This is a genomic window from Curtobacterium sp. MCSS17_016 (genome assembly GCF_003234255.2).
Lineage (GTDB): Bacteria > Actinomycetota > Actinomycetes > Actinomycetales > Microbacteriaceae > Curtobacterium > Curtobacterium flaccumfaciens.
This window is the reverse complement of record NZ_CP126254.1, coordinates 68,275-85,291: the sequence shown is the minus strand read 5'-3', so window position 1 is coordinate 85,291 and position 17,017 is coordinate 68,275. Positions and strand designations below refer to the sequence as shown.

The window sequence follows — 17,017 nt, the reverse complement described above, 5'->3', positions numbered from 1 at the left end:
GGCGCGCTCGCGTCAGTCCTGGTCGTCGACCGTGTACTCGTCGACCGGCGCGGGCGTGCCCGCGGCGAGCGCGTCGACGATCTTCGTGAGCGAGTCGGCGAGGACGGCGTTGTCCGCGTCCGGCAGTTGCTCGAGCACCTCGACGACGGCCGCGTGGAAGCGCGCGTACGAGGCGTCGATCTTCTCGGCGGCCTGGTCGGTCGGGGCGAGCACCTGCGCACGACGGTCGGTGGGGTGCGCCGTGCGCGACAGCAGCCCCTTCTGCACGAGCCCGTCGACGATCTTGGTGACCGAGGCGTTCGAGACGGCGAGCATCACGGCGAGGTCCTTCGGGCCCATCGCGCGGCCGTCCCGGTGTGCCTGGAGCATGTACCGGACGGCGAGGAACTCGTTCTTCGACAGGCCGCTCTCGATGCGGGCGGACTCGATCTGCTGATCCTCGGCGTGCTGCAGGCGGAGCAGCGCGTCGACGGCGGTCTTCGCGACCCCGGACTCGGGTTCGCGGGCGTAGAGGTGGACGTGCTCTCGACGGACGACGGTCAACGGCATGGGGTCATGCGCTCCTTGCTAAACGGCAGGCGTGCTGAAGAAGTCCGCGTAGGACGGTTCGGAACGACCGGCGAGCAGCGAGGGGTCCTGGATGCGACGCTCGACGTACGCGTCGATGATCGCCGGGTCGGTGAGACCGACGCGGGTGTGGCTGCCACCGATCCGTGCCGTCCGAGGCATCCCGGAGTACGTGCTGTGCATGTCGTGTCCCGCCCTTCTTGCTTGCTGTGTGTCCCCTGCGGACGCCTGAACTCTTTCACGAAGTGAACGATCAGTTCAACGAACCATTCGCACTGTGTACGTTTTGCGCGCCGAAGGGTTCGGCGGCACGCGGCACGCGCCTCAGACCATCGCCGCGGACATCACCGCGACCGCGACCCCCATCGCCAGGGTCTCGACCAGCGGCAGCGGACGCGAACGTCGCCGGACGCCGTCACGGAGCATGTGGACGGTGAGCACCAGGTACCCGAGGGTCAACCCGCCGAGCACCATCTGCCACGTCACCGCGACCACCCCGAGGTGCTGGTGCATCCCCGCGGCGCCGGCGTCGTGCGCCATGCCGACACCCATCGCGCCCATCACGAGCAGGCCCAGGGCAGCGTGCAGTCGCCCGTACCGGCCGTGTGCGGAGGCCGCGCCCGGCGGCTGAGCCGGCCCGCGCCTCCAGGCGGACGTGGACTGCAACCGGTGCACCCCGGCGACCACCACGGCGAGGAACGCCAGCACCAGGAACCACAGGACACCCGGCAGGACCCGGGGTCCGAATGCCCCGTCGACCATCGCCGCCACCATCGCGACCGCGGCGACCACGTCGACCGCACGGCCGGGGCGCCACGCCCCGACCGTGCAGCAGGCCCCGGCCGACGCCGGCACGATGGCCGCGAGCCCGAGCAGGTCGGTCACGTCAGTGCCCGTCCCCGTGGTCGTGCCCGTGCCCGTGGTCGTGCTGGTGCTCGGCTGCGTCGTGTGCGGCCTCGACGGCGCCGGAGACGTGGTGCGAGCAGTGCGACCCGGCCGACGCCCCGATCGACGCCGGCACGTTCAGGGCCGGGTTCCGCGGGAAGAACCCGTACGGCTTGAGCGTGAACTTGGCGTAATCGACCGGCATGACGGGCCAGTCCTCGGGCCGGGGGAAGTGCGTGGGACCGAAGGTGTGCCACAGCACGATGTCCTCGCCGTCGAGCGGACGGTCACCCTGCACGTACCGGGCGACACCGTCCCCGCCGGGGTTCTGGTGCACGAAGTCACCGGCGGCGAAGCGCTCGGCCGGGTCGTACTGCGTCACGTAGAGGTGCTTCCGCGCGAACTCGGCGCGTGCGGCCACCGACGACGAGTCGTCCGCGAGCAGCACCGGGGCGTCCTGCGGGTACAGCACGTACCCGGTGGGGCGGTCGAGGTGGTTGCGCTCCTCGGTGTTCGAGATGAACCACGTCCGGGCCTTCGACGCGTCGGCGAGACGGCCGGAGGACGACTCGGACGACAGCCGGGTGACCGACTTCGTGAACGCGTTGCCGTGCTCGTTGCCCGGGCCGACGGGGACCCGGACGGCATCGACCTCGTCCACCGCGTTCGACAGCCCGTCGACCATCATGTCCAGCCGCGCCGAGAACAGGTGCTGGTGGTACGGGGCGCCGAGTCCGGGCGCGACCTCGGAGGCGTACGGGTAGTCCGCACCGGACTCAGTCCGACCCGGGTACGACGAGGTGAAGAGGACACCGGTGAGCTTCGCCTCGCACTCGATCGTGCCGTCGAGGTACAGGTACCAGTAGAACCCGTAGTCGTAGTTGCCGACGGTGGTGAAGAACGAGATCACCAGCCGACGGGAGCGCCGGACCTCCTGCGACCCGGTGTAGATGTCCCCGTGCTTCCACAGCGTGCCGAAGTCCTCCTCGTGCATGCAGATGCCGTTCCGGATGGTCTGCGGGTTGCCGAGCTCGTCGGCCAGGACGGCGTCGAAGTACTTGATCTCGCCGACGCAGTCGCAGCCGAGCTCGAGCGAGTTGGTGAAGCGTCCGAACAGGTACTCGCCGGTGTCGAAGTAGTTCTGCCAGAACCGCACCGGCGACGGGTCGCCGTAGGGCACGAGCATCTCGTCGATCGAGGCCCGGTAGACGATCGGCCGCAGCCGCGCACCGTCCTGCCACGACAGCTGCCGGAGCACGAGCCCCTCGCGGGCGTCGAACCCGACCTGGAACCGCCAGTTCGCCCACTCGACGAACTCGCCGTCGACCGAGAACGACGGCCCCTCGGGCTGCGTGATGACGATCGGCTTGAGGTCGAGCGGTTCGCCCTGCACCGCCGGATCGTCGAAGTTGCCGGACGTGGCGGGCACGGGCATCTCCGCGACGTCCACGATGCGGGTCACCGCGCGGTTGGCGGCGTCGACGTACACGGACAGGCCGTCCACGGGGTGCGCCCAGACGTGGTCGGCGGGGTGGTCCTGGCGGAAGGCGAGCACGCGGAGGATCCGGCGCCCCTCCTCCTCGGGGTAGTCGTAGTACCCGGCCGACAGCGGGACGCACTTCACCTCGTCCGGCGTCAGGCCGCGCTTCGCCAGGGCGGCGACCCAGCGCTCGTCCGCGTTCGCGATCTCGCCGACGGCGTCGAACTCCTCGATGAGGACGGGCAGCTGTCCACGGGACCCGTCGAGCACGTCGGTGGACAGGACGATCCGGTCGGTGATCGAGACGACGCCGTCCGTGGAACGTCCGGTCGCCATGTCGAGGAGCATCACGCGGGCACGGCGGTCCGGCAGGGGACCGTCGCCGGCCTGCCAGGCCAGGACCTGCTGCTTGTGCGGCTCCTCGAGGCCGACGTAGACGAAGCGCGTGGTGTCGGTCCAGTCCGGCTGCGCCGTGACGACGTCGCGGACCGCGGTGAACTCGTCGGGGCTCAGGTTCGCGAGCGGGTGGGTGGTGGCGGTGACGGGATCGGTGAGGGTCATGCTGGTGGTTCCTTCGGTTCGGTCTGGAGGCGCGGGTCGGGTGGGTCGGTCAGCCGTCGCTGGCGAGACGGTCGAGCATCTGGTCGTAGCGGCGGCGGTCGCGCCGGCGCAGCACCACGGCCTGCAGCACGCCGACGGCGGGCACGACCACGACGAGGCCGGTGAGCACGGTGCTGACGACACCGAAGACGCTCGCTCCGGAACCGTCGACGTCACCGACGAGCGTCGGGAAGTTCGCCCAGATCAGGACGGCCGAGGCGACGAGCCCGACGAACCCAAGGACCGGGGCGATGACGGTGTTCCAGATGCGGCGGTCGGCGCGGTTCCGGCGGAAGTACACGATGACGGCGAGGCTCGTCGCGGCCATCAGGATCGCCACGCCCAGGGTGGCGACGCCGGCGAACCAGCTGAAGACCTGCAGGACCGGGTCGAGGCCGAGGACGGCGAACAGGACCATGAGTACGGCGGCGGTGACGGTCTGCACGACGCTCGAGGTGTGCGGTGACTCGTGCTTGCGGTGCACCGTGCCGAGACGACCGGGCAGGAGCGAGGCGTTCGCCATCGAGTGCTGGTACCGGGTGATGACGTTGTGGAAGGACAGGACGCAGGCGAACATGCTCGTGAGCAGCAGCACGTTCATGACGGCCTCGCCCGCGGTGCCGATGTACCGCGCCGCCGTGGTGAGGATGAGCGCGCCCGGGTCCTTCGCGGCCTCGGCGAGCACACCGTCCGGACCCCAGGCCATCACGAGTCCCCACGACGCCAGCGTGTAGAACACCCCGATGCCGATGACGGCGGTGTAGGTGGCCCGTGGGATCGTGCGCTCCGGGTCCTTCGCCTCGTCGCGGAAGATCGCGGTGGCCTCGAACCCGATGAACGCCGCGATGGCGAACATGAGGCCGACGCCGGGCGAGCCGGACATGACGTGGGTCGGTTCGAACGGCGCGAGCGAGAGCCCGTCGGCACCGCCCCGGAACACGATCGCGGCGACCAGGACGAGCACGATCCCGACCTCGCCGACGAGCAGGACGCCGAGGACCTTGCTCGACAGGTCGATGTGCCGGTAACCGAGCACCCCGACGAGCGCCACGACGACCAGGGACCACACGTACCAGGGGATGTCCGGCCCACCGAGGCCCGTGACGGTCACCCCGAGCAGGTACCCGATGTAGCCGTGCACGCTGACCTGGATCGTCGTGTAGGTCAGCAGCGCCAGGGTGGCCGCCCCCGCACCGGCCGGACGACCGAGCCCGTGGCCCACGAACGTGAAGAAGGCGCCGGGTCGTGGCAGGTGCCGGGTCATCGCCGCCAGCCCCACCGAGAACAGCAGCAGGATCACGGCGGACGCGGCGTAGAGCGACGGGAACCCGACGCCGTTGCCGAGCAGCATGCCCAGCGGGGCGGCACCGCCGACGACGGTGAGCGGGGCGGCGGCCGCGACGACCATGAACACGATCGCGGTGACGCCGAGCGAGCCGCGCATCGTCCGCTGGGGTGCGGGTACGGCTCCGAGTGACGCGGGGTCCTTCGTGATGCTGGACATCGTGGCCTTCCGGTTCGGGTGACGGGGTCGGGGTGGGACCACGGTCCCGCGCTGCCGTTGCGCCCCCGTTCCACGGGTGTGAAACCCGCACGCACCCGAATGGGACGGCCCGGACGAGGCGTCTCATTTGCCCGAGACCACCGCGAAACACGACCGAGACACCGGGGCAACGCAGCCCCCGTACCGTTGCCGCATGACCGCGCTCGACCGTGCCATCGCCGACCCGCCCCGGGTGCCGGGCATCGGCACGCGCTCCCCCGTCGACGGGCTGTCCCGGCGGAGCATCGGCCCGGTCGACGTGCTGGCGCAGTCGGTGTCCGCGGTCGCACCGTCGGCGGCGGCCACCACGATCCCGGTGCTCGTCGCGACCGTCGCCGGGCAGGGCGCGACGTGGTCCCTGCTCGCCGCGATGGCGCTGTCGTTCCTGGTCGGACGCACCGTGAACCAGTTCGTCCGACGCGTGGCGGGCACCGGCTCGCTCTACACCTACGTCTCGCTCGGCCTGGGGCCGGCGGCCGGTGTGGTCGCGGGCGCTGCTCTGCTGCTCGGCTACGGGTTCATCGCGATGTTCTCGCTCACCGGCAGCGGCTACTACCTCGACTACCTGCTGTCCCGGTTCGTCCCGTTGGCCGGCACCGGCTCCCTGGTCACGGTCGTGGTGATCACCGTCATGGGCGCCGCGGTGTTCGCCGTCATCGCCCTCGGGGTCCGGTTGTCGACGCGCCTCACCCTGCTCGTCGAGACCCTGTCCGTCGCCGTCATCGTCGTGCTGATCGTCGCCCTGGTCGCACGGCTGCACCCCGTCGACACGTCCGCCCTCGCGCTCGGTCCGACTGCACCGGCACCCTTCGCGGTGGGCACGGCGCTCGCGGTCACCGCCTTCGTCGGGTTCGAGAGCGCGTCGGTGCTCGGCGTGGAGGCCCGGCGTCCGTTCCAGGCGATCCCCCGCGCGATCTCGTGGACCGTCCTGGTCGCGGGCGTGCTCTACGTCGTGAGCGCTGCCGCCCAGCAGACCGGGTTCGCCGCGATCGGCGCCGACCTCGCCACGAGCGCGTCGCCGGTCAACGAGCTCGCCACGGCCTTCGGCATGCAGTGGGTCGGGTGGGCGCTCGACCTCGGGATCGCCGCCTCGTTCGCCGCGTGCGCGATCGCCTCGACGACGGCGCTCGTCCGGGTGCTGTTCGCGATGGGCCGTGAAGGGGTGCTGCCCGCAGCGCTCGGGCGGGCGTCGCCACGGTTCCGGACACCCTTCGTCGCGGGCGTGCTGGCGTGCTCGGTGCTGACCGCGCTGCCGGTCCTCGGGCTCCTCACCGGCATCCCGACCTGGTCCCTGATGGAGGCCGAACTGGTCGTCGCGGCACTCGGGTACCTGACGGCGTACGCGATGACGTGTTTCGCGGCCCCGGTGTTCCTGCGCCGCATCGATGAGTTGACGACCGGGGTGGCGGCCACCGCGGTGACGACCGGCGTCCTGCTCACCGCCGTGCTGCTCACCTACGCCGGGGTCGAGGCCGCATCGCCCCGGTGGCCGGCCGTCGTCCTCGCCGTCGGGACGGTCACCGCGGTCGTCGTCGCGTTCCTGGTGGCGACCCGTCGGCGACCCTGGCGACGGGGTCGGAGCCGGGCGGTGTACGACGTGCCGGTCGAGGCGGACCTGCTGGGCGCCTCCCGGCCGTCCGCCGGACCCGGCCACGGGACGGGGGTGCGGTGAGCGAACCCGGTCTCCGCGCGCGGCAGCCGAAGGCGATCCAGAACGCCCTCGCGGTGCTCGAGGCGGTCGCGCACGCCGGGCCCGGCGTCACCGCCCAGCAGATCTCGGACGCGCTCGGGATGCCGCGGGCGACCACCTACCGGCTCATCACGCTGCTCGTGGAGGACGAGTACCTGGTACGGCTGCCGGACCTGCGGGGCTTCGCGCTGGGGCACAAGGTCTCGGAGCTCGCCGGCGTCGCCCCGGCCGCGGCCCCGTCGGTCCCACCACTCCCCCGAGCCGTCCGGTCCGTGCTGTCCGACGTGCGCTCGGCGGTCCGCGCCGGGGTGCACCTGGCCCGGTACGACGCCGACGGGATCTGCGACGTCGACGTCGACCCGGACTTCCCGCTCCTCGACGCGACCGCCCTGCGAGCGGCACCCGGGTCGAGCGCGATGGGGCGGCTGCACGCAGCCGGCGGTGCCTCGGCGTCGCAGGTCGGTGCCTTCGTGCGGGGCTTCGGGTGCCTGGCGCTGCCCGTCCGCGGCGAGCGCGGTGAGCTCGTGGCGGGGCTGACGTTGTCGGCGCCCGCGGCCCGGGTGGAGTCCCCTGGCCAGGCCCTGGTGCACCTGCGGGCGGCGGTCGCGCGGCTCGAGCCCCTGCTCGGCTGAGTTCTCGGCGTCCTCCGAGCGATCTTTTGGCACTCACCAGGGTCGAGTGCTAAAACGGTGGCAGTTGAGTCGAGGGGACTCAACGAGAACCACGAAGGAGTTGATTCCGATGACGATGAACTTCGATCCGTTCCGCGAGCTCGACCGACTCGCGGGTTCGCTCCTCGGCACCGCCGCCGGTCCGCGCTCGATGCCGATGGACCTGTACCGCACCGGGGACCACTACGTCCTCGACGTCGACCTGCCCGGCATCGACCCGGGCTCCGTCGACATCGACGTGGACGGTTCCGTCCTGACCATCCGCGCCGAGCGCACCCTCGGCGCACCCGAGGGCTCGCAGTGGCTCACCCGTGAGCGCCAGCCCGGCACGTTCGTCCGGCAGCTGACGCTCGGCGACGGCCTGGACGCCGAGCGCATCACCGCCGGGTACGACAACGGTGTGCTGAGCGTCACGATCCCCGTCAAGGAGTCCGCGAAGCCGCGCAAGATCGCCGTCACCGTCGGTGGCGCGTCGGAGCAGCTCGCGGTCGGTTCCGGCGCCGCCGCCGAGTGAGGAGCTGAGCGATGACGTCCGTCCTGCTGAACGCTGTGGTCGCGGTCCTCGTCGTCACCGCGGCGCTCGCGCTGACGAGCCTGGACCGGCGCACCGCCGTGCTCCTCGGGGCCACCGGCAGCCTGACCGGCACGTTCCTGACCTGGGTCGCCGCGCCCCGGCTCGTCGAGCAGTCGCTCCTGGCGCCCTGGGTCGCGGCGGTCCTCGGCACGGCCCTGCTGATCGCGGGGTGGAGCGCGGTGCGCGCCTACTCCGGCATCTTCGAAGCACCGCGCGACGAAGAACCCGAGACGGGGGCACTGATGACCGTGGGCGGGTCCGCCCCGTCGGTGCGGTGACCACCTGACGGACAGGAGGCCCGGTGCACGTCGTGCGCCGGGCCTCCTGTCATCCGTCGGTCGCGTGGGCGACCGTCGGGACTACTCCTTGTTCAGCTTGTCCTGCACCAGGCCGGCCGTCTTCTCGACGACGTTCGGCAGCTCGGTGGTGCCGTAGAGCCGGACGTCGGGGTGCGTGGGCGGGGGCATCGGGACCGAGGTGGTCGGGCCGTCGTGGTACGAGTACTCGCCCTTGCCGTCGAACGAGGGGCCGCTCGCCCACGGGCCGTTCTTCGCCTCGGCACCGTCGGAGAAGTTGAGGTACTGGTAGTTGACCTCCTGGTTCTCCTTCGACTGCGGGAAGTTGCTCGGCACGGGGAAGCCCTCGACGCCCTTCTCGCGCAGCTCGGCGGCAGCGGTCGCCCACATGTTCTGGTGCATGGTGTCGCGGGCGATGAGGAAGGACAGCAGGTCCCGCACGCCGTGGTCGTCGGTCATGTGGTACAGCCGGGCGGCCTGCACACGACCCTGCATCTCGGCGTTCTCGTTCGCCGTGAAGTCGGCGAGCAGGTTGCCGCTGGCGGTGATGTACGAGCCCTGCCAGGGGTTGCCGTTGCTGTCCACCGGGCGGGCACCCGCACCGGCGACGATCGCGTGCTGGACGTCGGTGCCGCCGACGATCGCGGCGACCGTGGGGTCGTCCTGCAGCGCGTCCTCGGTGATGCCGAGCGGGGACTTCTCGAGCAGCTGCGCGATCATCGTCGCGAGCATCTCGACGTGGCCCATCTCCTCGGCGCCGATGCCGAACACCATGTCGCGGTACTTGCCGGGGATGTGCATGTTCCACGCCTGGAACTGGTACTGCAGCGCGACGGAGATCTCTCCGTACTGGCCGCCGAGCACCTCCTGCAGCTTGCGGGCGTAGATCGCGTCGGGCTTGTCGGGCGTTGCCTTGAACTGGAGTTCCTGCTTGTGGAAGTACAAATCGTGCTCCTTCGTCTCGATCGAGCGATTGCACGGCCGATGGTTCGCCGGGGGCACTGAGCGGCCGTCCAAGGTGGCCGGATCACGCAGAGGGTGTCCCGGATGCGCCGTTCCACGGTTCCGGGTCCACCGTCGGCTTCACCCGGCAGGACGAGGCCCTTCGGTCGGCCGCCCGATGCCCTCGGCCGTCCGGTTGCGCAGGCTGGGAGCATGCAGACCTCGACCAAGCACACGATCGCCACCCTGCTGCTCTGCGCGGCGATCGTGGTCGCCACCGTCATCGCACTGATGGCCATGGCCCCGCCCGCGTGACGCCGGTACGGCATGGGAGGATCGCTCTCGTGACCGAACGGGGCAGGTTCCTCCGGCCGCTCGCCACCCGGTCGATCGTCATCGACGTGGCCTGGGCGGCCCTGGCGGCGTTCGTCTTCCTGCTGCCCATCGACCTCGAGCTCGAGCACGCGAGCCTCGCCGCGGTGCTGTCGGCCTCGGTGGCGATCGCCCTGCGTCGCATCTCCCCGTCCGCCGCGATGGCGATGGTGGTCGTCCTCGGGGTGATCCAGGTCGGTGGCGGCGAGCGCCCGTCGCTGGTGGACCTCGCGATGTTCGTCGTGATCGGTACCGCCGCGGTCGTGGGCACCCGCACCGAGGTCGTCGTCTCCGGCGTGCTCGCGGTCGTCGCCGGAGCGGGGGCCACGGTCTACCTGGCGTCGACCGGCTTCCGGTTCCTCGTGCTCATCAACGGCCCGCGCGACCAGGCGTTCCTGGCGATGGCCGCCCCGGTGACCGCGCTGCTCGGGGTCTGGGCGGGCGGAGTCGCCGTCCGGGCCTTCCGCTCCCGCGACCGCGAGTCGGAGCGCCGTGCCGACGCCGAGGCCGCAGCATCGCGTGCCGAAGCCGTCGCCACCGAGGCCGAGGCCACCGCCACCCGCGCCATCGACGTCGCCGAGTCCGAACGCATCCGGGCGGACATCGCCCGCGACGTGCACGACGTCGTCGGCCACTCGCTCGCGGTCATCATCGCGCAGGCCGACTCGGTGCCGTTCCTCGACGACGAGGCGCGCATCCGAGCGGTCAGCGCCACCATCGCGAGCACCGCCCGGAGCTCCCTGGTCGAGGTCCGACAGGTCCTCGGGCACATCGACGGCTCCGCCGAGGCGACCGGCCCGGGCTCGCTCGAGGAGATCGTGCAGGGCATCCGCGACGCCGGGGTCGACGTCGACCGCACGGTGCGCGGGGTCCCGCTGGCCCTGCGCCCGGACACCGGCACCGCCGCCCGCCGCGTGCTGCAGGAGATGCTCACGAACGCCCTGCGCCACGGCGCCCCCGGCAACCCGGTCGTCGTGCGGGAGACCTGGCGGAACGCCGACCTGGTGCTCGAGGTCGAGAACGTCGCCGGCGACGGCACCACCGCCGGCTCGGGCCGCGGGATCGACGGCATGGACTCGCGCCTCGGCGCCCTCGGTGGGTCGTTCGACGCCGCCGTGCTGGACGACGTGTTCACGGCACGCGCCCGCATCCCGTTCGACGTCCAAGGGGGACCCGTCCGATGACCGAACCGATCAGGATCCTGCTCACCGACGACCAGGCGCTGTTCCGCGCCGGGCTCCGGGTGGTGCTCGACGCCCAGGACGACATGCGCGTGGTCGGCGAGGCTTCCGACGGGGCCGAAGCGCTCGCACTCATCCCCGAGGTGCGCCCCGACGTGGTGCTGCTCGACATGCGGATGGCCGGCATGGACGGCGTGGAGACCGTCCGGCAGCTCTACTCCGGCTCCGTCCCGGGCCCGCTGCCCCGCGTCGTCGTGCTCACCACCTTCGGGCTCGACCCGGCGGCGGCGACCGCGATCCGGCTCGGCGCCAGCGGGTTCCTGCTCAAGGACACCACGCCGCCGTTCCTGTTCGCCGCGGTGCGTGCCGTGCACGAGGGCAGCTCGGTCATCGCCCCGAACGACCTCGCGCAGCTGTTCGGCACCGACGTGGCGCGGGCCCCGGCACCGCAGCCGCCGGAGTTCGCGACCCTGACCGAGCGGGAGCGCGTCGTGTTCGGGTGGGCGTCCCGTGGGCTCTCGAACGCCGAGATCGCCACGAAGGAGTACGTCACCGAGTCGACGGTGAAGACCCAGATCTCGAGCATCCTCGGCAAGTTGTCACTGCGCGACCGGGTGCAGCTCGTCGTCTACGCCCACGACCACGGGCTGGCGGGCACCCGCGAGGACTAGTCCGCGGCGATCCGGTCGAGCCACTCCGCGAGCATCGTCCGCTCGGCTGCCGACAGTCGATCGAGCCGGGGCGCCGCGGCACGCAGTGTGATCGCGGCGCTCGTCACGGCGTCAGTCCACCGACCGCGACCACCCGGGGCGTCGCCGCCGTCGTCCCTCGTCGGCCCGCTCGGCACGAGGATCCGCCCGAGCACGGCATCGAGGACGTCATCGGCGAGTGACGGGTCCCGCTCGTCCGCCGGAGCGGCCAGGATCGCGAGCACCGCACCGGTGCCGGCCGCGTGCACGAGCTCGACCGCGCGGTGTTCCGGCACGGCCAGTCGTCCGGCCTCGGCCACCCGCCGGATGCGTTCGGCGAGCAGCGCGGTACCGGCGCGGGCGGCTGCCGACCGACGGCCACGCTCCGGGTCGCTCAACAGCACGAACAGGTCGGGGTTCGCCAGCCCGAAGCCGATCGTCATCGACCACCCGGTGCGCAGGTCCTCGACGGGGTCGGTCGCCTCGTCACGAGCAGCACGGACGGCGTCGGCCTTCATCGCCGAGAACGTCGCCATCGCGTGCTCGGCGACCGCTTCGAGCAGACCGTCCTTGTCGCCGAACAACCGGTAGATGGTCGGTGCCTGGACACCTGCGCCGTCCGCGACCGCCCGCGTGGTCACCGCCGCGGCACCGCGTTCGCGCAGCATGGTGCCGGCGACCTCGACGATGCGCGCACGCGTCTCGTCGCGCTGGCTTCCCTGCTCGATCACGGAACAACGATAACGGATCTGTGCTATCACTGTGTTACCAGCGATACCGACGCGCTGTTTCCACCGATACGGAGAAGCCATGATCCTCATCACCGGGGCCACCGGAGCCCTCAACGGCGCGACCGCCGACCACCTGCTCGAGCACCTCGCGCCGTCCGACCTGGCGGTGGTGACCCGTGAGCCGGCCCGAGCACAGCGGTTCGCCGACCGCGGCGTCGAGGTCCGCCGCGGCGACTACGCCGAACCGGAGACCCTGCCGGCAGCCTTCGCGGGCGCCGATCAGCTCCTGCTCGTCTCGTCGAGCGACCCGGCCGCCGACGCCGTCGCGCTGCACCGTGCCGCGGTCGACGCGGCCGTGGACGCCGGCGTCGGCCGGGTCCTGTACACGAGCCACCAGGGCGCCGCGCACGGTTCGCCCTTCGTGCCCGCCGCGCACCACGCCGCCACCGAGGACCTGCTCCGCGACTCCGGGCTGCCGTGGACGAGCCTGCGGAACGGCTTCTACGCGCACAGCGCCGCCTGGATGACGGGACCGTGGCAGGAGACCGGCGTCGTGTCCGTCCCCGTCGACGGCCCGGTGTCGTGGACCGCCCGCGAGGATGCCGCCGAGGCAGCCGCCGCGATCCTGCTCGCCGATCAGCCGTTCGACGGGCCGGTGACGCTCACCGCTCCGGACGCGCCGACCTTCGCCGACCTGGCTCGGCAGGCGTCCGAGGTGTCCGATCGGACGATCGGGTTCGAGGCCCTGGGCGAGGACGAGTGGCGTGCCCGTGCGCTGGCCGCGGGGCAGGACCCGCACATGGTCGGGTTCCTGCTCGGCATGTACCAGGCCGCCGAGCGGGGCCTGTTCGCCGGCACCGATCCGCTGCTCGGCGAACTGCTCGGTCGCGCCCCACGGCCGGTGCGCGACCAGCTCAGCTGAGCGCCGCGACCTCGTCGAGGATCGCCTCGACCGCTGCGGGCTCGTGGGCGAACCGTCCGAGGAACAGCCCGCCGATCCGGCCCTGCCCCCGGGTGAGCAGGCCGGGTCCGGCACTGCCGCCGTAGAGGACGGTGCTGCCGTGCAGCTCGGGCCGGGTGGCGAGGTGCTGCTCGATCCCGGCGAGCACCGCCACGATGTGGTCGTCCGGTGCGGGTGCCGGTGCGCCGATCGCCCACACCGGTTCGTAGGCGACGGTCAGGGGTCCGGCGAGACCGTCCGCGACGGCGGCCGAGACGGCCCGGTCGAGCTGCGCGGTCACCGCCGCCATGGCCTCGGTCGGATCGGAGGCCCGGTCCGGCTCCCCGACGCAGACCAGCGGACGCAGGTGGTTGCGGAAGGCCGCGTGCACCTTCCCCGCGATCGTCGCGTCGTCCTCGTGGAACAGGGAACGCCGTTCGGCGTGCCCGATCTCGACCAGGTCGACGCCGATCTCCCGCAGTTCGGCGCCGGAGACCTCGCCGGTGAACGCGCCTGCATCAGCCCACGACAGGTCCTGCGCGGCGAGCTGCACCCCGGTGCCGGCGAGCAGGTCACGCACCGGGACGAGCGCCGGGAACGTCGGCGCCACGAAGAGCGACGCCGCACCCGAGCGGACCGCGGGGTGTCGCCGGGCGATGTCGGCGACCTCGGCCGCCCACGACAGCGTCCGGGCGTGCGAGAAGTACGTCTTCAGCGACACCCCGACGGTGATCACGGGGCGACCGTCTCCACGACGAGGGCGAAGGACAGCGCGCCGGGGTCCGCGGTGCCGACGGCCTGGTCGGCGTGCGTGCGCGCCCGGCCCATCTTCGGCACGAGGGACTCCGTGGCGTCCGCGGCTCCGCGGGCGGCACGGACGGCGTCGCCCCAGGCCTCGGCGAGCGCCGCGCCGGCGTCGAGCCGGGTGCGGAGCACCTCGTCGAACGGCACCAGGGCGTCCACCATCGTCTTGTCACCGACGGTGGCGCCGAACGCGAGCACGGCCTCGGTGGCCGCGCGGACCCCCTGCGCGACGGTGGCACCCGACGGACGCGAGTCGTCCCCGACCACGCGACCCAGTGCCTCCAGGGCGGCACCCCAGATCGCACCGGACGTGCCGCCGGCCTTGTCGGACCAGGCATCCGCGGCGACCAGCAGGACGGTGCCGGCACCGGCACCGCGGCTGACCGCGTCGGCGGCTGCGGTGTCGGCCGCGTGCGATCCCCGCTGCATCCCGATGCCGTGGTCGCCGTCACCGGCCACGGCGTCGATGCGGCCGAGTTCGTCGGCGTGCTCGTCGAGGACGGCGCGGACCGCGGCGAACCCGGCGGCGACCTGTTCGGCGACCGCACGGGACTCGTCGGTCGCCGGGCCGATGCCGACGCCCTCGGCGTCCGCCGCCACGGTGGACGGGTCGACCCGCTGTTCGGCGACCGCACCGCCCTTGCGGTAGGCGGGCGTGTCCGCGGGTGCTGCCCAGAGTTCCTCGAGCTCGTCGTCGAGCCAGAACAGCGTCAGGGAGACCCCGGCCATGTCGAAGCTCGTGACGAGTTCACCGACCTCGGGCTCCACGATGACGACGCCGGCGTCCGCCAGTCGGCGCTGCACCGAGCGGTAGACGACGAAGAGCTCCTCGTACTTGACCGAGCCCAGGCCGTTCAGGATCGGGACCACCCGCTGGCCCTCGAGTGCCACGCCGTCGGGCAGTTCGTCGAGCAGCCGGGACACCAGCAGCTCGGCCAGGCCGTCGGCCGACGGCACGTCCGTCTCGTCGATGCCACGCTCGCCGTGGATGCCCATGCCGACCGCCATCCGGCCCTCGGGGACCGTGAACAGGGGTTCCTCGGCGCCGGGCAGGGAGCACCCGGAGAACGCGACGCCGAAGCTGCGCGTCCGGTCGTTCGCCCGTTCGGCGACGGCGGCGACCGTGTCGAGGTCGTCCCCGCGCTCGGCGGCGGCGCCGGCGACCTTGAAGACGCACAGGTCACCCGCGATGCCGCGGCGCTTCGCGCGGTCGTCGGCCGGGGCGCTCGTCACGTCGTCGGTCACGCGGACCGTTCGGACCGGGATGCCGTCGGCCTCGAGCGTGCGCGCCGCGGCGTCGAAGTTCAGGACGTCACCGGCGTAGTTGCCGTAGCTGAGCAGCACCCCGCCGCCGTGCTCCGCGGCCTTCGCGACCCCGGTGACCTGCTGGGCGCTGGGGCTGGCGAACAGGTTGCCCATCGCGGCACCGGCGGCCAGGCCGTGTCCGACCAGCCCGCCGAACGCGGGGTAGTGGCCCGAGCCGCCGCCGATCACGACCGCGACCGTGCCGTCGGGGCTCGTGGTGGAGCGGGCGACCCCGCCGTGCACCTTCCGCACCCACCGCTCGTTCGCGGCGACGAAGCCGTCGGTCGCCTCGTCGGCGAAGTCCGCCGGGTCGTTGAACAGTCTGGTCATCGCTTGCTGCCCTTCGGGTCGGTGGTGCGGACGTGCGAGGTGTCGAGCAGTTCGTCGGCCTTGGCCCCGCGGAAGAACTTGGTGCAGAAGATCATCACCGCGGCGACGAACGCCAGGACGCCGAGCGAGACGATGCCGAACGCACCGCTGTCGGTGGGCACCACCTCGTTGATCGCGGTGCGCATGATCGGGGCGACGAACCCGCCGAGGTTGCCGAGCGAGTTGATCAGGCCGATGCCCGCTGCGGCTGCGGCACCGGTCAGGAACGCCGTCGGGTACGCCCAGGTGATCGGGCCGACGGCCAGGAAGCTCGCGACGGCCAGGGTGATGAACAGGATGCCGAGCACCGGCTGCCCGTTCGCACCCGCCCACGCCGAGCCGAGGATCGACAGGCCGGTCGTGACGTAGAACAGGGTGCCCCAGCGACGACGGCGTCCGACGGAGTCCGCACGCGACCCGATCAGGTAGCAGGCGACGAGTCCGACGAGCCACGGGATCGCGGACACCAGGCCGACCTGCCAGCCGACGTCCTGCCCGAGCAGCGAGGACACCTGCTGCGGCAGGTAGAACGTCGTGCCGTACACGGCGACCTGCAGGCAGAAGTAGATGATCGTGAAGTACCAGACGCGCCCGCTCGCCATCGCGCGCCAGATGCCCTTCGGACCGTCCTCGCTGCGGGCGGTGTCCTCGCGCTCCATGGCCGCGGTGAGCGACGCCTTCTCGCCCGGTTCGAGCCACTTAGCCTGCTGCGGACTGTTCGTCAGGAACACCAGGGCCGCGATGCCCGCCAGCACCGCGAGGATCCCCTCGCCGGCGAACATGACCTGCCAGCCGTGGAACGGGGTGACCTGGTCACCGACGCTGATGAGGCCGCCGGACAGCGGGGCGCCGATCATCTGCGAGAACGGCTGCGCCAGGTAGAAGATCGCGAACATGCGCACGCGCACCTTGTTCGGGAACCACTCGGACAGGTACATGATCACGCCCGGGAACAGCCCGGCCTCGGTCACACCCAGGATGAAGCGCAGGATGATGAACATCGTGTCGTTCGTCGTGAAGGCGAACAGTGCGGCGACGATGCCCCACGTGACGGCGATCCGGGCGAGCCAGAAGCGCGCACCGAACCGCTTGAGCAGCAGGTTCGACGGGATCTCGAAGATCGCGTAGCCGATGAAGAAGATGCCGGCGCCCAGGGCGAAGGCGGCGTCGGAGATGCCGCGGTCGACGCGCAGGGCCTCTTCGGCGAAGCCGACGTTCGTGCGGTCGAGGAACGCGACGAAGTACAGGATGACGAGCATCGGCATGAGGTGTTTCGTCGCCTTGCCGATGGCGGACTTCAGGCCGGGGTCGTTCGTCGACCCGAGCGCGGGGGCAGGGGGTAGTGACACGGGTTCGCTCCTTTGCGAGCACGGTGCGG

17 protein-coding genes are annotated in these 17,017 nt (G+C 71.9%); 7 read left to right on the top strand and 10 right to left on the bottom strand.

The window, feature by feature from the left end; translation table 11 throughout:
- Window positions 1-12: 12 nt before the first annotated feature.
- The 5 genes from DEJ19_RS00395 to DEJ19_RS00375 all read right to left on the bottom strand — a co-directional run bounded on the left by DEJ19_RS00395 (window position 13) and on the right by DEJ19_RS00375 (window position 5,036).
- On the bottom strand, window positions 13-549 hold the full coding sequence (locus DEJ19_RS00395) for a MarR family winged helix-turn-helix transcriptional regulator (RefSeq protein ID WP_110863636.1): 537 nt from the start codon (window positions 547-549) through the stop codon (window positions 13-15).
- 18 nt (window positions 550-567) lie between these two features.
- Window positions 568-750 (bottom strand): hypothetical protein, encoded by a 183-nt coding sequence (locus DEJ19_RS00390; protein ID WP_071248776.1) that lies wholly within the window; start codon window positions 748-750, stop codon window positions 568-570.
- A 141-nt stretch (window positions 751-891) separates the two neighbouring features.
- Complete coding sequence (locus tag DEJ19_RS00385; RefSeq protein WP_111232512.1) at window positions 892-1,452, bottom strand: hypothetical protein; 561 nt, start codon at window positions 1,450-1,452, stop codon at window positions 892-894.
- Window position 1,453: 1 nt separating this feature from the next.
- Complete coding sequence (locus DEJ19_RS00380; protein ID WP_111232513.1) at window positions 1,454-3,493, bottom strand: primary-amine oxidase; 2,040 nt, start codon at window positions 3,491-3,493, stop codon at window positions 1,454-1,456.
- 49 nt (window positions 3,494-3,542) lie between these two features.
- Window positions 3,543-5,036 (bottom strand): APC family permease, encoded by a 1,494-nt coding sequence (locus DEJ19_RS00375; protein WP_027466974.1) that lies wholly within the window; start codon window positions 5,034-5,036, stop codon window positions 3,543-3,545.
- A gap of 193 nt (window positions 5,037-5,229) precedes the next feature.
- On the opposite strand from DEJ19_RS00375, the gene DEJ19_RS00370 reads away from it, so the two are divergent.
- The 4 genes from DEJ19_RS00370 (at window position 5,230) to DEJ19_RS00355 (ending at window position 8,288) form a co-directional block, all read left to right on the top strand.
- Window positions 5,230-6,747, top strand: a complete 1,518-nt coding sequence (locus DEJ19_RS00370; RefSeq protein ID WP_111232514.1) for an APC family permease — start codon at window positions 5,230-5,232, stop codon at window positions 6,745-6,747.
- Window positions 6,744-7,397, top strand: coding sequence for a helix-turn-helix domain-containing protein (locus tag DEJ19_RS00365; protein ID WP_258377338.1), 654 nt, complete (start codon window positions 6,744-6,746; stop codon window positions 7,395-7,397). The genes DEJ19_RS00370 and DEJ19_RS00365 overlap by 4 nt, the downstream gene beginning before the upstream one ends.
- A 109-nt stretch (window positions 7,398-7,506) precedes the next feature.
- Window positions 7,507-7,950, top strand: coding sequence for an Hsp20/alpha crystallin family protein (locus DEJ19_RS00360; RefSeq protein ID WP_027466972.1), 444 nt, complete (start codon window positions 7,507-7,509; stop codon window positions 7,948-7,950).
- A gap of 11 nt (window positions 7,951-7,961) precedes the next feature.
- A complete protein-coding gene (locus tag DEJ19_RS00355) occupies window positions 7,962-8,288 on the top strand; it encodes a hypothetical protein (RefSeq protein WP_111232515.1) in 327 nt (108 codons plus the stop codon).
- An 81-nt stretch (window positions 8,289-8,369) separates the two neighbouring features.
- Here the strand turns inward: DEJ19_RS00355 and DEJ19_RS00350 are convergent, their stop codons facing one another.
- Window positions 8,370-9,251, bottom strand: coding sequence for a manganese catalase (locus DEJ19_RS00350; protein ID WP_071404423.1), 882 nt, complete (start codon window positions 9,249-9,251; stop codon window positions 8,370-8,372).
- Between the two features lie 341 nt (window positions 9,252-9,592).
- Here DEJ19_RS00350 and DEJ19_RS00345 point away from each other — a divergent pair, with 341 nt between their 5' ends.
- Both DEJ19_RS00345 and DEJ19_RS00340 read left to right on the top strand, forming a co-directional pair.
- Window positions 9,593-10,804, top strand: a complete 1,212-nt coding sequence (locus tag DEJ19_RS00345) for a sensor histidine kinase (RefSeq protein ID WP_258370709.1) — start codon at window positions 9,593-9,595, stop codon at window positions 10,802-10,804.
- A complete protein-coding gene (locus tag DEJ19_RS00340; RefSeq protein ID WP_111232516.1) occupies window positions 10,801-11,472 on the top strand; it encodes a response regulator in 672 nt (223 codons plus the stop codon). The genes DEJ19_RS00345 and DEJ19_RS00340 overlap by 4 nt, the downstream gene beginning before the upstream one ends.
- Here the strand turns inward: DEJ19_RS00340 and DEJ19_RS00335 are convergent.
- A complete protein-coding gene (locus DEJ19_RS00335) occupies window positions 11,469-12,221 on the bottom strand; it encodes a TetR/AcrR family transcriptional regulator (RefSeq protein ID WP_258377339.1) in 753 nt (250 codons plus the stop codon). The genes DEJ19_RS00340 and DEJ19_RS00335 overlap by 4 nt on opposite strands.
- Window positions 12,222-12,300: 79 nt before the next feature.
- Between DEJ19_RS00335 and DEJ19_RS00330 the strand changes: the two genes are divergently transcribed.
- On the top strand, window positions 12,301-13,143 hold the full coding sequence (locus tag DEJ19_RS00330; protein WP_111232518.1) for an NmrA family NAD(P)-binding protein: 843 nt from the start codon (window positions 12,301-12,303) through the stop codon (window positions 13,141-13,143).
- Here the strand turns inward: DEJ19_RS00330 and DEJ19_RS00325 are convergent.
- Genes DEJ19_RS00325 through DEJ19_RS00315 form a run of 3 tightly spaced genes read right to left on the bottom strand, consistent with a single transcriptional unit; the run spans window position 13,136 to window position 16,988 of the window.
- Complete coding sequence (locus tag DEJ19_RS00325) at window positions 13,136-13,897, bottom strand: triose-phosphate isomerase family protein (protein ID WP_111232519.1); 762 nt, start codon at window positions 13,895-13,897, stop codon at window positions 13,136-13,138. The genes DEJ19_RS00330 and DEJ19_RS00325 overlap by 8 nt on opposite strands.
- Window positions 13,894-15,600, bottom strand: coding sequence for a dihydroxyacetone kinase family protein (locus DEJ19_RS00320; protein WP_111232520.1), 1,707 nt, complete (start codon window positions 15,598-15,600; stop codon window positions 13,894-13,896). The genes DEJ19_RS00325 and DEJ19_RS00320 overlap by 4 nt, the downstream gene beginning before the upstream one ends.
- Window positions 15,597-16,988 carry an MFS transporter gene (locus DEJ19_RS00315; protein ID WP_035809316.1) on the bottom strand — a complete coding sequence of 464 codons (1,392 nt, stop codon included), beginning with the start codon at window positions 16,986-16,988 and terminating at the stop codon, window positions 15,597-15,599. The genes DEJ19_RS00320 and DEJ19_RS00315 overlap by 4 nt, the downstream gene beginning before the upstream one ends.
- Window positions 16,989-17,017 lie beyond the last annotated feature (29 nt).

Excerpts from the sequence above, each read along its gene's own strand:
- DEJ19_RS00395 (WP_110863636.1), bottom strand. The coding sequence starts at position 549 with ATGCCGTTGACCGTCGTCCGTCGAGAGCACGTCCACCTCTACGCCCGC.
- DEJ19_RS00390 (WP_071248776.1), bottom strand. The coding sequence starts at position 750 with ATGCACAGCACGTACTCCGGGATGCCTCGGACGGCACGGATCGGTGGC.
- DEJ19_RS00380 (WP_111232513.1), bottom strand. The coding sequence starts at position 3,493 with ATGACCCTCACCGATCCCGTCACCGCCACCACCCACCCGCTCGCGAAC.
- DEJ19_RS00375 (WP_027466974.1), bottom strand. The coding sequence starts at position 5,036 with ATGTCCAGCATCACGAAGGACCCCGCGTCACTCGGAGCCGTACCCGCA.
- DEJ19_RS00370 (WP_111232514.1), top strand. The coding sequence starts at position 5,230 with ATGACCGCGCTCGACCGTGCCATCGCCGACCCGCCCCGGGTGCCGGGC.
- DEJ19_RS00360 (WP_027466972.1), top strand. The coding sequence starts at position 7,507 with ATGACGATGAACTTCGATCCGTTCCGCGAGCTCGACCGACTCGCGGGT.
- DEJ19_RS00355 (WP_111232515.1), top strand. The coding sequence starts at position 7,962 with ATGACGTCCGTCCTGCTGAACGCTGTGGTCGCGGTCCTCGTCGTCACC.
- DEJ19_RS00340 (WP_111232516.1), top strand. The coding sequence starts at position 10,801 with ATGACCGAACCGATCAGGATCCTGCTCACCGACGACCAGGCGCTGTTC.
- DEJ19_RS00330 (WP_111232518.1), top strand. The coding sequence starts at position 12,301 with ATGATCCTCATCACCGGGGCCACCGGAGCCCTCAACGGCGCGACCGCC.
- DEJ19_RS00320 (WP_111232520.1), bottom strand. The coding sequence starts at position 15,600 with ATGACCAGACTGTTCAACGACCCGGCGGACTTCGCCGACGAGGCGACC.